This window comes from Archangium primigenium (genome assembly GCF_016904885.1).
GTDB lineage: Bacteria > Myxococcota > Myxococcia > Myxococcales > Myxococcaceae > Cystobacter > Cystobacter primigenius.
Genome location: NZ_JADWYI010000001.1, coordinates 6,910,974 through 6,923,376, shown reverse-complemented (window position 1 = coordinate 6,923,376; position 12,403 = coordinate 6,910,974). Strand labels below are relative to the sequence as shown.

Genomic DNA, 12,403 nt, shown 5'->3' with positions numbered 1-12,403 from the left:
TGACGATGAACAACACGGAATCCGGGAGGAACACGATGGAAAAGACCATGGAGCGGGCGGGAAACTTTCTTCCCAGGGTGGATGAGACGGCGGGCTCCCCGAATGCAGTGGACAACCGGGTGGTGTCGCTCACGGCCCCGGCCTCGATCGCGGCGGAGCAGTACCGCAGCCTCTACTACCGGCTGGAGCGCATGCGCGAGCTGCGCCCCCTGAAGGTGGTGGGCGTGACGTCGGCGATGCCCGGCGAGGGCAAGACGGTGACGACGGTGAACCTCGCCCTGGCCGCGGCCCGGGCCAACCCCGAGCGGCGCATCCTGCTCATCGACGCGGACCTGCGCCGGGGGCAGGTGGCCCAGGTGCTCGGCATCCGCGGCCGTCCGGGCCTGGCGGAGCTGCTCAGCGGGGAGTGCGAGGTGCGTGACCTGGTGCGCCGCTTCCACGCCACGCGCATGGCGGTCATCACCGCGGGCGCCACGCCCGAGGAGCCCACCCAGGCGCTGGCCAGCGCCCGCATGAAGCAGTTCCTCAAGCTGGTGCGCGAGCACTTCGACGAGGTCTACCTGGATCTGCCTCCCACGCTGCCCTTCGCGGACGCGTCCATCCTGGGGCACCAGGCGGACGGCCTGCTGATGGTGGTGCGGGCCAACCAGAGCCAGGCCAAGACGGTCAATCAGGCCGTGGAGCAGCTGGGCGGCGCGCCGGTGCTGGGCTGCGTGCTCAACGGGGCGGAGCAGAGCGCCACCCCGTACCTGAAGGACTACTACCAGAAGTAGGTCCAGACGTAGGGCGGGACCGGCCGGGCGGGGTGCCTCTCACGGGGGCGCCCCGCCCGGGCCGGACGAGACGTTTCTGACAGCGTTGGCGTGGGCGACGGAGGAGCGACGTGCTTCGGGTATTCCATCACTATTTTTCTTCCAGGAAGCTGACCCTCTTTCTCATCGAGGGCACCGCGATTGCCCTGGCGTGCATCCTCGGAGCCATGGCGTTCGCGCGGATGCTGGCGCCGGTGGACGACGGGGGCCTGAGTCTGGCGGGGAGCGCCTCGGGGATGTTGCTCCTGGGCGCCACGTTCGTGCCCACCTTCCAGTTCTCGCTGTACCTCATGGACTTGTATGACCTGCGCGTGGCGGCGGAGGACCGCGGCCGCGGGGCCCGCCTGCTCAAGGCCGCGGGCGTGACGACGGCGATGGTGGGCGTGCTGATGCTGGTGGCGCCCGCCCTGCTCCCCATCCACCTGCCCCCGGGCGCGCTGCTCGGCGGCGCGGTGGGCGCGCTGGTGGGCACCCTGGGCGTGCGCTCCGCGCTGCGCGCCGTGGTGGGCTCGCCCAGCCGCGTGCTCATCGTGGGTGATGGGCTCAAGGCCCGCGCCACCGCCACCGCCATCGAGCAGGGCGGCGAGGACAGCTTCCACGTGGTGGCCCTGGTGGATCCCCGCCGGCCCCGCTCGGCCACGGGCGAGCCCGAGCCCATCCACGAGGCGGCCGCGCGCTTCAAGGCCGACTACGTGGTGCAGGCCGTGGACGACATGCGCGGCGCGCACTGGATGGACGACCTGTTGCGCTGCCGGCTCGAGGGCCGGGGCGTGTACGAGGCCGCCGGCTTCTGCGAGCGCGTGCTGCGCCGCATCCCCGTGACGCACCTGCGCACGAGCGACTTCGCCTTCGCCGAGGAGCTCACCGTGTCCGGCGCGCGGCGGGCCGCCAAGCGGGCCTTCGACATCCTGGTGGCCTCCACGCTGCTCCTGTGCGCGGCGCCCTTCCTGCTCATCGTGATGGCCGCCATCAAGCTGGACTCCAAGGGCCCCATCTTCTACCGGCAGGAGCGCACGGGCCTCAACGGCAAGTCCTACTTCCTGTGGAAGTTCCGCAGCATGCGCACGGACGCGGAGAAGAACGGCGCGGTGTGGGCGCGCTCCAACGACGACCGCGTCACCCGGGTGGGCCGCTTCATCCGCAAGACGCGCATCGACGAGATTCCCCAGGTGCTCAACATCCTCACCGGCGACATGAGCTTCGTGGGCCCGCGGCCCGAGCGCCCGGTGTTCATCGAGCAACTCAAGCAGCAGATTCCGTTCTACGCGCTGCGCGAGGCCGTCAAGCCGGGCCTCACCGGGTGGGCGCAGATCCGCTACCCCTACGGGGCCTCCGTGGAGGATGCGCGCAACAAGTTGGAATTCGACCTGTATTACGTGAAGAACGGCTCGCTTTTCCTCGACATGAGCATCATCTTCCACACCGTCCGGCACGTGCTGCTGGCGCGCGGCGCGCGCTAGCGAGGGGCCGGAAGGGCAGGGTTTCGAGCGCCGCCGGGGGGGCCTGGCGGCGTGTTTCTTGGGACGGGCGTCGAAGGGGGTAGCAACATGATCGAGTCGGAATCGGTTCTCGACGAGACGTGGGACGTGTTGATGGAGTCGGGGCGCGCGTCGAACGGCCTGCGGCAGGAGCTGGAGGTCCGCCCCACGCGCATCGTGGCGATGGGCGGCGGGACCGGCCTTCCCATGGTGCTCAAGGGCCTGGCGCGCAAGGCCACGCCCAAGCTGGACGCGGGCGAGCCGGGGCTGGACATCACCGCCGTGGTGGCCATGAGCGATGACGGCGGCTCCTCGGGCCGCCTGCGCCGCACCCGCGGCGTGCTGCCTCCGGGCGACGTGCGCAACTGCCTGGTGGCGCTCGCCGAGGGCAAGGGGCCGCTCAGCGAGGTGTTCCAGTACCGCTTCGCGGGCAAGAAGGGCCTGGCCGGCCACGCGGTGGGCAACCTGCTCATCGCCGCCCTGGCGGAGCTCAAGGGCGACTTCATGGAGGCGGTGCGCGTGTCCGGCACGCTCCTGGGCGCCAAGGGCAAGGTGCTGCCGAGCACCCTGGCACCCGTGCACCTCGTGGCCCACATGGAGGACTCCTCCGAGGTGGTGGGCGAGAGCAAGATCTGCCGCGCCCGGGGCCGCATCCGCCGGGTGACGCTCAGCCCGCGCGCGCCGCCGCCGGTGGACGGGCTCATCGAGTCCATCCGCGCCGCGGACATGATCGTCATCGGCCCGGGCTCGCTCTACTCGAGCGTGCTGCCCAACCTGCTGGTGGACGGCGTGGCCCAGGCCCTGCGCGAGACGCGCGCCCTCAAGGTCATGGTGGGCAACCTCATGACGCAGCCGGGCGAGACGGACGGCATGGACGGGGTGGACCACGTGCGCGCCGTCATCGAGCACGTGGGCCCGGTGCTCGACGCGGTGCTGCTCAACGGCACCGCCCCGACCGAGGAGGCCGCCCGCCGCTACGCCCGCAAGGGCTCGGTGCCGGTGAAGACGGACCGGCGCGCGCTGCTGGACCTGGGCGTCATCCCCGTGGAGGCGGACCTGCTCAAGGAGGGGCCGCGCATCCGGCATGACAGCCGCAAGGTGACGCGCTGCCTGCTGAAGATGGCGCGCTCTGGCCTGTAGTCGTGGGGGGGCGCCTCGCGGGCGCCCCCGTTTTTTCCTCAACCCGAAAACGCCCGGATCGGCTTGTGAGCCTCCCGGGCCGTTACCAACTTGCGCCGCACACGGGGCCCTCGGGCACCGTGGCGTCAGGAGTCGGACACACCCATGGAAGCCAGACAGCTCAGCCCCGCGCCTCGTGTCGTCGAGGTGACGGATCGCAGCACCTTCATGGCCCTGGAGCCGGAGTGGAACGCCCTGGTCGAGGCCACGGCCGACGAGCCCTTCTACCGGCACGAGTTCTTCCGCATCTGGGTGGATGACTTCGCCCCCGAGGCGCGCCTGCGCGTGCTGACGCTGCGCGACGCGGAGGGCCGCCTGAGCGCGGCGCTCCCGCTCATGGCCGAGCGCGCCTCGCTCTACGGGGTGCCCGCGCGCCAGCTCGGCGCCACGGCCAACCCGCACTCCTGCCGCTTCGATCTCATCGCCCGCGAGCCCGAGGAGGCCGCGGCCGCGTTCCTCGCCCACCTGCGCGCGGACCGCGGCTGGGACGTGCTCAAGCTCACGGACGTGCCCGAGGGCGGCGCGGGCTGGCGCCTGTACGACCAGGCCACGGCCGCGGGCTTCCCCACGGGCACGTGGGAGTCGCTCCAGTCGCCCTACATCCCGCTCGCCGCTTCCTGGGAGGCGTTCCAGGCGGGACTGCCGTCCAAGTTCAAGGCCAACTGCCGTCGTCGCCGCCGCAAGCTGGAGGAGAAGGGCCAGGTGACGGTGGAGCGCGTGGAGGGCGGGCTCGACCTGGAGGCCAAGCTGGACGAGGGCTTCGCCCTGGAGGCCAGCGGCTGGAAGGGTCAGCGGGGCACCGCCATGGCGCAGGACACGCGCACGCGGGCCTTCTACGCGGAGCTGGCGCGCGACGCGGCGTACAAGGGCCGGCTCGCGCTCTACTACCTGCGGCTGGACGGGCGCGCGGTGGCCTTCCAGTACGCGCTGGAGTACGGCGGGCGCTACTTCCTGCTCAAGCCCGGCTACGACGAGACGCTGGGAGACTGCAGCCCGGGCCAGCTCCTCATGGAGGACGTGCTGCGCGACTGCATGACGCGCGGCCTGCGCGAGTTCGACTTCCTGGGGCCGGACATGGTGTGGAAGCGCGACTGGACGGACCACGTGCGCCGCCACACCTGGCTCTACGTCTTCAATGACACCACGTTCGGCCGCGCGCTGTGCGCGGCCAAGTTCCGCTGGGCCCCGGCGGCCCGAGAGGTGATGGCGCGATGGAAACGCTGAAGGACAAGTTGTTCGTTCCCGCCCTGCCCACGCTGTGGCCGGGCATGCTCGTCAACCAGATGCCGCCCCGCGGCTTCATGCCGTTCAGCGCCGCCAACGTGCGCTACTTCTACTTCGCCCGCAACGCCATCTGGACCACGGTGAAGATGCTGGGTCTGGACGCGGGCGAGGTGCTCATGCCCGCCTACCACCACGGCGTGGAGGTGGAGGCCGTGGTGGACGCCGGCGCCACTCCGCGCTTCTACCGCGTGGGCAGCCGCTGGGACGTGGACCTGGAGGACGTGGAGCGCAAGATCGGCCCCAAGACCAAGGCCCTCTACCTCATCCACTACGCGGGCTTTCCCGGCCCCGTGGACGAGATGCGCCGCATCGCCGACAAGCACGGCCTGCCGCTCATCGAGGACTGCGCCCTGTCGCTCTTGAGCGCGGACGGCTCGGTGCCGCTGGGCAGCACGGGTGACATCGGCATCTTCTGCCTCTACAAGACGCTGCCCATGCCGCACGGCGGCGCGCTCACCGTCAACGGCGCGCGCCAGTACAGCCTGCCCGAGCCGCCCCAGCCGCCGAGCTCCTCCACCTTCAGCCACACCGTGTCCTCGCTCCTGCAGAACCTGGAGCTGCGCGGGGGCGCGTTCGGCCGGAGCGCGCGCGGCTTCGTGCGCGGTCTGGGCAAGGGCGCGGTGAAGGCCGCGGACATCCAGCGCGTGGCCACCGGCACCCAGCACTTCGACCGGCGGCACGTGGACCTGGGCATGAGCCCCTTCGCCCACCGCATCGCCCGGGCGCAGGACCTGGAGGCCGTGGTCGAGCGCCGTCGGCGCAACTACTTCTTCCTGCTCGGCCGGCTGCGCGACGTGTCCGCGCCGCTCTTCAACCAGCTGCCCGCGGGCGTCTGCCCGCTCTTCTACCCGGTGGTGACGGACCACAAGGAAGAGGTGCTCGAGCGGCTGCGCGCCCGGGGCATCGAGGCCATCGACTTCTGGAAGCACTTCCACCCGGCGTGTGACGCCTCGGCCTTCCCGGAGGTGGCCAAGCTGCGGCGCACCATCGTGGAGGTGCCCTGCCACCAGGACTTGACGCCCGAGGTCATGGCGGACGTGGCCAACGTGGTGCGCGGCGCGCTCACGCGGGAGCCGGCCGAGAAGAAGCACGCGGGTTAGGCAATACCCCCGCCCCCCGTGCCCAGGCGCGGGGGGGCGGTGCCATTCCAAGACACGAGGTACACACCGTGATTCGCGAAGCGGAACTGACGCCCACGCCCACGCCCTCTCGCTGGCTCGAGGTGAGCACCGTGCGGGACTTGTCCCAGCTCGCGCGCCTGCGCGACGAGTGGAACGGGCTCATCGACGACAGCCGGTCGGGGCCCTTCAACGCCTGGGAATGGCTCTACCCGTGGTGCCGGCGCATCGGCGCGGATCGCCAGCCCTTCGTGATGCTGGCGCGCGACCGGGTGGGCCGCCTCATGGGGCTCCTGCCGCTGGGCTTCGAGCAGCGGCGGGTGTGGGGCCGCGCGGTGCGGCGGCTCGCCTTCCTGGGCGAGACGCACGTGGGCAGCGACTACCTGGACGTGGTGGCGCGGCGCGGTCACGAGGAGGAGATGGCGCGCCTGTTCGCCGAGTCCCTGTGGGAGCTGCGCGACCAGTGGGACGTGCTGGATCTCACCGACCTGCGCGAGGACTCGGTGACGGTGCGGGTGCTGCGCGAGGTGTTCGACACGTACGGCGTCGCCTCGCGGCTCACCGAGCGCTACGTGTGCCCGTACGAGACCCTGGGCAAGGGCGAGTCCTTCGACGACTTCCTCAAGCGCACGAGCCGGCGTGACAACTACCTGCGGCGCAAGAAGTGGCTGGAGAAGCAGGAGGGCTATTGCATCGAGAAAGCGGAGCTGCCGGGCGCGCTCGCCGGGCCGCTCACGGACTTCTTCCGGCTGCACGCCTCGCGGTGGGCCTCGGATGGCGGCTCGCAGGGCATTCGCGGCCGGGGCGTCGAGTCCTTCCACCGGGACGCCACACAATTGCTCGCCGAGCGCGGCCAGTTGCGCATCTACACCATGAAGGTGGGCGGCCAGGCGGTGGCCTCGGTGTATGGCATCGTCCACGGCAGCTCCTTCATCTACTTCCAGTCCGGGTATGACCCGGAGTGGCGCAACCGCAGCGTGGGCCTGGTGCTCGTGGGCGAGACGTTCCGGGATGCGCTGGAGTCGGGGCTCACCGAGTACGACTTCCTGCGCGGCACGGAGAGCTACAAGGCCGACTGGACGACGAAGCAGCGCCACACCGTGTCCCTGCGGGTGCTCGCGCCGGGCGGGGCGGGGAAGTGGTTCGTGCGCCACGAGGAGGGCATGCGCCAGGCGCGCGAGGTGACCAAGAAGCTGCTGCCCCAGAACGCGGTGGAGCGCGTGCGCCGCTTCCGGCGCCGGCTGTCCGCGATCCGCGGGTAGGCACGAGCCGCGCCCTCTGCTGCCAGGGGGCGCGGTTCACAGGGTGATATCGGTGGCTCAGTCGGAACCGATGCCCAGTTGCCGCTGCATGACGGACGCCTCGTTGTAGCAGTGGAAGGCGGTGACCTTTCCGTTTTCGAGGCGGAAGACATCGCACGTCGGGACGTCGATCGCCTTCCCGGTGGGGGCCAGGGTGCCAGACGGAAGGGCCAGCTCGCCCGTGTGCGTTCCTCGGATGGCGAGCTCGACCACCACGACGTCCTCCGCGACGTCAATGGCAAACAATTCACGGTGAAGATCGGGGAACGTCTGGGTGATGCCGACGATGGCATCACCCAACGCCTTGCCGCGGAACTTCAGGCCCGTCGCCATGTCCTGCATGTAGCCCTGCTCGGAAAACAGGGAGACGAACTTCTCAGCGTCCAATCCCGGCCCTTCCGCGGCGGCGTAAAGCCCCCGGATGATCTCTTCATTTCGGGTCATCTTGAATCCCTCCTGTCGTCGTTCACTGTCTGTTGCGTCAGATTTGCGCGAGACCGCCGTCAACGGCGACCTCGCTGGCGGTCATGAAGCTGCTGTCCGGCGACGCGAGGAAGGCCGCCGCCGCCCCGATCTCCGCCGGATCGGCCATGCGCTGGAGCGGATTCATCGAGGCGAAGGCCTTCAGGCCCTCCTCGCCCAGCGCTTCCTTCGCGAGTTCGGTCGCCGTCGAGCCGGGCGACAGCACGTTGACCCGGATGCCGGTGCCCTTGAGGTCCTCCGCCCAGGTCCGGGCGAGGTTGCGCACCGCCGCCTTGCTCGCGCTGTAGGCGCTGAAGGCCGGGGCGCCCGTGGTGCCGGCGCTCGAGCCGGTCAGGATGATCGAACCGCCCGCGCCCATCAGCGGCAGCGCCTTCTGGACCGTGAAGATCGTCCCCTTCACGTTGGTGTCGAAGGTTTCGTCCACGTGCTCGACGGTGAGCTTGCCGAGCGCGAGGGGGCTGCCCGCCCCGGCATTGGCGAAGACGATGTCGAGCGTTCCGCGCTCGGCCTTCACCGCCGCGTAGAGTCGATCGAGGTCGGCCAGGTTGGAGACCGAGCCCTTCACCGCGCGGGCCTTGGGCCCGAGCTCGGCCACGGCGGCGTCGAGTGCGTCCTGCCGACGGCCGAAGATGAAGACGAAGGCGCCCTCCTGGATGAAGCGCTTCGCCGCGGCGAGGCCGATGCCCGTCGCGCCACCGGTGATCACGGCGGTCTTTCCATTCAGTCTGTTCATGTCATGCACCCTTTGTTGGGAACGACACGTCCTAGATGGGGCCCGCGACCCGTACGAACAATGCGAAGGCGTCCGGGAGAATTACGAAATCGTCCGAGCCGCTTGGAGACGGGGGCTCGGGTTGGCTACGTTGCTCCTCGATGGATGCCCTGAGCGCGGTTCTCGCCCCGGTTCGTCTGCAGCAAACCTGTTGGGCGTTCACGGTCGGACGCGCACCGTGGGGATTGGCGTTCGGGGAGAGCCAGGGCTGCGTCCGCTTCCACTACGTCATCCGCGGCAGCGCGTGGCTCAGTGTCGACGATACGGACGCGTCATGCGTCGCGCTCTCCGGCGGGGATCTCGCGGTCCTGCCGCTCGGCCACGCGCAGGTGCTGCGCGATCATCCCCGCAGCGTCCCCGCGCGCGTCGAGGACGTCGCGCGATGCGGCTCGCGCAGTGCCGTCATGCACCTCGAAGTCGGAGCGAAGGGTCCGGAGACGAGCTTCATCACGGGCGCGTTCGTGCTCGATGATCCGCTCGCGCGGCAGATCCTCGCCGTGCTGCCGCCGGTCATCCGGATGACGCCCGAAGCGGAGCAGGGGGGGCCGTCGTTCTTCGAGAACATCCAGTTCATCACCCGCGAGGTCGAGACGGACCGACCCGGCTCCGAGATCGTCCTGCTGCGGATGGCGGACGTCATCTTCATCCAGATCCTCCGCGCGTATCTCGCGCGCGTCCCCGACGACGGCGGTGGCTTTCTCGGCGCCCTGCGCGATCCGAGCACGGCGGCGGCGCTCGGCGCGATGCACCATCGCGCCGAGGAGCCCTGGACCGTGGCCTCGCTCGCCAAGGAGGTCGGACTCTCGCGCTCGGTCTTCGCGGCGCGCTTCACGCAGCTCGTCGGCGAGCCCCCGCTCGGCTACCTGACGCGTCTGCGCATGCAGAAGGCCGCGATGCTGCTGCGCGAGGGCTCAACGCTCGCGAAGGCTTCGCAGCTGACGGGCTACGCGTCGGAGGCCTCGTTCAGCCATGCGTTTCGCCAGTGGTCCGGTGTCTCGCCCGGCGTATGGCGCCGGAAGTTCCAGCCCCCGCCGGCTTGAGCGGCCGGTAGGGCGTAGAGTGGGAGGCATGAGACCGCTCCTGCTGTTGATCCTGGTGCCGTGGTTGGCCCAGGCCGCCGAGCCCTGGCCCCGGCTGTATTCCGCCGAGGCCAGCGCCACCAGCTTCCTGCGCAACAACTGGAACACGTACCAGGAGAACTACCACCCCAGTTATGTGTTGGACGACGACCCCAAGACGGCCTGGGTGGAGGGCGCCGAGGGCGATGGCGTGGGCGAGTCGCTGACGATTCCGCTCTCGTCGCTGGCCTCGGCCCGCGCGGTGCGGCTGGTCATCTTCAATGGCTACCAGAAGTCCCCGGCCCTCCTGGCGGCCAATGCCGCGCCCAAGCAGCTCACCGTCACCGTGAAGGGCCCGGCGGGCACCCCCTCCGCCCGTCAGCAGCTGACGCTGGAGAAGCAGATGGGGCCGCAGTCCTTCGACATCCCGGTGAAGGGCGGAGTGTCCGAGGTGGTGCTCACCCTCGACAGCGTGCACCCGGGTTCCAAATACCGCGACACGTGCATCTCCGACGTGCGGGTCTTCGTGGACAGTGACGTGAAGTACAACGCCTCGGCGGAGCAGGGCAAACGCAAGGCCTTGCTGGGCTGGAAGAAGGCGCGCGTGGCGGATGCGAAGTACTACGCCTCCTTGCCCAAGGACTACCCCTACGCCTCCACCCACTTCGAGAAGACCTCCGCGCGGAAGATTCTCTCCCCGCGCTACGTGTTGCCTCCCGGCAAGACGGCCGAGGAGGTCGAGGTCGACGATGCGTCCTTGAAGCCGAACAAGGACTTCGTTCCGCTCCGGACGCTGCTGAGCGCGGATGCCCCCGCGGGCGGCCTGTCCCCGACGGACTGGGCCCTGATCCAGGAACTGGAGACACTCGCGAGCACACCCTCGGAGCAGAAGGGGTCGTGGTACGCGCTGTCCTTCAAGAAGCGCATCGTGCCACCCGAGAACTTCTCCGTGGCGGGCTCCGTGCGGGACGCGCTTCAACTCGCCGAGGGCTCGCTCTTCGAGGCCCAGGGGCCCGGCCCCCTGACGCTCAAGACGCGGGCCGTGGACTATTACGAGCTCGGGGAGGGCCGCACGAACCTCTTGCTGCTCGAGGGCACGGCCTCGGACGTGAAGAAGGTCTTCTTCACCGCCACGACCACCATCACCGAGCGCTCGACGACCACGACGACCACGCAGGTGCTCGCGCTCTACGAGGCGGGACGTTTGTCGCGGCTCGTGTCGATGGAGATGACGGAGGACGATGGAGAAAGCGGTCCGCTCTTCCAGGTGAGCGTGTCCGTGCCCACCTGGCGCGAGGGCAAGCTGACCCGACTGTCCACGCAGACCGTGGAGGAAGTGGAGGACCACAAGGCCTTCGTCCTGCCGCAAGCGGGCCTCTACCAGCATCAGGTCACACTCCAGGCCGTGTCGGAGTCCTGAGTCCCCCCACCTGCGATTCCCCGGTGGAATGGCCTAGAGTCGCATCCCCATGCGACTCGCCCTCCTGTCCGTGTTCCTGCCGTGCCTGGCCCAGGCCGCCGAGCCCTGGCCCCGGCTGTATTCCGCCGAGGCCAGCGCCACCAGCTTCCTGCGCAACAACTGGAACAAGTACCAGGAGAACTACCACCCCAGTTACGTGCTGGACGATGACCCCAAGACGGCCTGGGTGGAAGGCGCCGACGGCGATGGCGTGGGCGAGTCGCTGACGATTCCGCTCTCGTCGCTGGCCTCGGCGCGCGCGGTGCGGTTGGTCATCTTCAATGGCTATCAGAAGTCCCCGGCCCTCCTGGCGGCCAATGCCGCGCCCAAGCAGCTCTTCGTCACCGTGCGAGGCCCGGGGGGCACGCCCTCCGCCAGCCAGCAATTGATGCTGGAGAAGAAGATGGGGCCGCAGTCCGTCGACATCCCGGTGAAGGGCGGCGTCAGCGAGGTGGTGCTCTCCGTCCACAGTGTGCACCCGGGCTCGAAGTACCGCGACACGTGCATCTCCGACGTGCGCGTCTTCGTGGACAGCGACGTGAAGTACAACGCTCCGGCGGAACAGGCCAAACGCAAGGCCCTGCTGGACTGGAAGAAAGCGCGTGTGGCGGATGCGAAGTATTACGCCTCCCTGCCCAAGGACTACCCCTACGCCTCCACCCACTTCGAGGAGGCGTACGATCCTCAGGAGGAGATCTCCTTGCGCTACGTGCTGCCTCCGAAGGCCCAGCGGACCGAGGCCGATGCCCTGATCCTCGGGGACAAGGCGCTCAAGAAGAACAAGGACTACGTGCCCCTCCTGGACGCGGTGCGCGCGGGGAAACTGCCCGCCAGCGTGTCCACGGAGGACCAGGCGCTCCTGCGGGAGCTCGAGGCGATGGTGCGGGCCGGGTCCGCCAGACAACTGGGCACGTGGTACGCGGTCTCGCGCAAGGAGCGCGTCGTCCTGCCGGAGAACTTCTCCGTGGAGCCGCCCGTGCGCGAGGCCCTGCACCTGACCGCGGGCTCGTTCTTCGAGGCCCCGGGCCCCGGAGGCCTGGTGCTCAAGAACACCGTGGACGAGTACGAGAAGGAGGCGCGCTCGAACGTGCTCCTGCTGGAGGGCACGACCGCCGAGCCGAAGAAGGTCTACTTCACCTTCAAGTCGGTCATCTCCGATCGCTCGACGATCACCACCACCACACACGTGCTGGCGCTCTACGAGCAGGGGCGGCTCTCGCGCCTGGTGTCCCAGAGCGCCCTGAAGGCCGACTCCGAATTCATCGGCGGTGAGTCCGCCGTGAACGTGGTGCGGCCCACCTACACGGACGGAAAGCTGTCCCGGCTGGAGCTCCAGTCCATGAAGGAGCAGGAGGGCGCGGAGGAGGAGACCCCGGCGGAGTTCGTGGGCACCTTCTCGCAGCGCAAGACGCTCACGGCCGGGACGCGCTCCTGAGCCGTCGAGGCCCCCCGCGAACGC

11 protein-coding genes are annotated in these 12,403 nt (G+C 69.6%); 9 read left to right on the top strand and 2 right to left on the bottom strand.

Annotation, left to right across the window (positions count from 1 at the left end; translation table 11 throughout):
- Positions 1 to 35: 35 nt before the first annotated feature.
- The 6 genes from I3V78_RS28285 (at position 36) to I3V78_RS28260 (ending at position 7,133) form a co-directional block, all read left to right on the top strand.
- Complete coding sequence (locus I3V78_RS28285; protein WP_204491990.1) at positions 36 to 773, top strand: CpsD/CapB family tyrosine-protein kinase; 738 nt, start codon at positions 36 to 38, stop codon at positions 771 to 773.
- Positions 774 to 994: 221 nt separating this feature from the next.
- Positions 995 to 2,272 (top strand): sugar transferase, encoded by a 1,278-nt coding sequence (locus I3V78_RS28280; protein ID WP_420840460.1) that lies wholly within the window; start codon positions 995 to 997, stop codon positions 2,270 to 2,272.
- Between the two features lie 132 nt (positions 2,273 to 2,404).
- Positions 2,405 to 3,430, top strand: coding sequence for a gluconeogenesis factor YvcK family protein (locus tag I3V78_RS28275; RefSeq protein ID WP_239578508.1), 1,026 nt, complete (start codon positions 2,405 to 2,407; stop codon positions 3,428 to 3,430).
- A 144-nt stretch (positions 3,431 to 3,574) separates the two neighbouring features.
- Positions 3,575 to 4,693 (top strand): GNAT family N-acetyltransferase, encoded by a 1,119-nt coding sequence (locus tag I3V78_RS28270; protein ID WP_204491983.1) that lies wholly within the window; start codon positions 3,575 to 3,577, stop codon positions 4,691 to 4,693.
- Entirely contained in the window at positions 4,681 to 5,853 is a 1,173-nt protein-coding gene (locus tag I3V78_RS28265; protein ID WP_204491981.1) for a DegT/DnrJ/EryC1/StrS family aminotransferase, read from the top strand. The genes I3V78_RS28270 and I3V78_RS28265 overlap by 13 nt, the downstream gene beginning before the upstream one ends.
- 68 nt (positions 5,854 to 5,921) lie before the next feature.
- The gene (locus I3V78_RS28260; protein WP_204491978.1) at positions 5,922 to 7,133 is read left to right on the top strand and encodes a GNAT family N-acetyltransferase; all 1,212 of its coding nucleotides are present in this window, start codon (positions 5,922 to 5,924) and stop codon (positions 7,131 to 7,133) included.
- Between the two features lie 57 nt (positions 7,134 to 7,190).
- Here I3V78_RS28260 and I3V78_RS28255 read toward each other — a convergent pair whose 3' ends face one another.
- Positions 7,191 to 7,616, bottom strand: coding sequence for an ester cyclase (locus tag I3V78_RS28255; protein ID WP_204491975.1), 426 nt, complete (start codon positions 7,614 to 7,616; stop codon positions 7,191 to 7,193).
- Positions 7,617 to 7,653: 37 nt separating this feature from the next.
- Positions 7,654 to 8,388: an SDR family NAD(P)-dependent oxidoreductase gene (locus tag I3V78_RS28250; protein WP_204491973.1), complete on the bottom strand. Its 735-nt coding sequence runs from the start codon at positions 8,386 to 8,388 to the stop codon at positions 7,654 to 7,656.
- Positions 8,389 to 8,528: 140 nt separating this feature from the next.
- On the opposite strand from I3V78_RS28250, the gene I3V78_RS28245 reads away from it, so the two are divergent.
- Genes I3V78_RS28245 through I3V78_RS28235 form a run of 3 tightly spaced genes read left to right on the top strand, consistent with a single transcriptional unit; the run spans position 8,529 to position 12,379 of the window.
- Positions 8,529 to 9,467 (top strand): AraC family transcriptional regulator, encoded by a 939-nt coding sequence (locus I3V78_RS28245; protein ID WP_204491971.1) that lies wholly within the window; start codon positions 8,529 to 8,531, stop codon positions 9,465 to 9,467.
- Between the two features lie 28 nt (positions 9,468 to 9,495).
- Positions 9,496 to 10,905 carry an NADase-type glycan-binding domain-containing protein gene (locus I3V78_RS28240; protein ID WP_204491969.1) on the top strand — a complete coding sequence of 470 codons (1,410 nt, stop codon included), beginning with the start codon at positions 9,496 to 9,498 and terminating at the stop codon, positions 10,903 to 10,905.
- A gap of 49 nt (positions 10,906 to 10,954) precedes the next feature.
- Positions 10,955 to 12,379: an NADase-type glycan-binding domain-containing protein gene (locus tag I3V78_RS28235; RefSeq protein ID WP_204491967.1), complete on the top strand. Its 1,425-nt coding sequence runs from the start codon at positions 10,955 to 10,957 to the stop codon at positions 12,377 to 12,379.
- Positions 12,380 to 12,403 lie beyond the last annotated feature (24 nt).

Bases quoted from the DNA above. Each gene is read 5' to 3' on its own strand.
- I3V78_RS28285 (WP_204491990.1), top strand. From the start codon at position 36: ATGGAAAAGACCATGGAGCGGGCGGGAAACTTTCTTCCCAGGGTGGAT.
- I3V78_RS28280 (WP_420840460.1), top strand. From the start codon at position 995: ATGCTGGCGCCGGTGGACGACGGGGGCCTGAGTCTGGCGGGGAGCGCC.
- I3V78_RS28275 (WP_239578508.1), top strand. From the start codon at position 2,405: ATGGAGTCGGGGCGCGCGTCGAACGGCCTGCGGCAGGAGCTGGAGGTC.
- I3V78_RS28270 (WP_204491983.1), top strand. From the start codon at position 3,575: ATGGAAGCCAGACAGCTCAGCCCCGCGCCTCGTGTCGTCGAGGTGACG.
- I3V78_RS28265 (WP_204491981.1), top strand. From the start codon at position 4,681: ATGGAAACGCTGAAGGACAAGTTGTTCGTTCCCGCCCTGCCCACGCTG.
- I3V78_RS28255 (WP_204491975.1), bottom strand. From the start codon at position 7,616: ATGACCCGAAATGAAGAGATCATCCGGGGGCTTTACGCCGCCGCGGAA.
- I3V78_RS28250 (WP_204491973.1), bottom strand. From the start codon at position 8,388: ATGAACAGACTGAATGGAAAGACCGCCGTGATCACCGGTGGCGCGACG.
- I3V78_RS28245 (WP_204491971.1), top strand. From the start codon at position 8,529: ATGGATGCCCTGAGCGCGGTTCTCGCCCCGGTTCGTCTGCAGCAAACC.
- I3V78_RS28240 (WP_204491969.1), top strand. From the start codon at position 9,496: ATGAGACCGCTCCTGCTGTTGATCCTGGTGCCGTGGTTGGCCCAGGCC.
- I3V78_RS28235 (WP_204491967.1), top strand. From the start codon at position 10,955: ATGCGACTCGCCCTCCTGTCCGTGTTCCTGCCGTGCCTGGCCCAGGCC.